The 205-nt window shown below is 43.9% G+C and carries 1 pseudogene; it reads right to left on the minus strand.

The annotated features are described in order from the left end of the window. Positions 1 to 205: pseudogene (locus tag UC75_RS21605) on the minus strand (alkyl hydroperoxide reductase subunit F); the annotation flags it as partial.

Genomic DNA, 205 nt, shown 5'->3' on the forward strand with positions numbered 1-205 from the left:
TGAACCATCAATCATGGTTGCTGTGGTGTTCGGGTTATAAATCGCGATCAGGTTCAGCGCCTGTACCACATCCGGACAGTTATGACAGCTCAGTGATACGAATACATCAAAGTTGGCTTTGAGGTTTAAGCCTTTAATCTGGTTGAGCACTTCATTTGACACTTTAGGTGCATAGCCAGACACTTGTAACAGTGCCAAGATCAAA

Source organism: Acinetobacter sp. V2 (assembly GCF_001188385.1).
Classification (GTDB): Bacteria; Pseudomonadota; Gammaproteobacteria; order Pseudomonadales; family Moraxellaceae; genus Acinetobacter; species Acinetobacter oleivorans.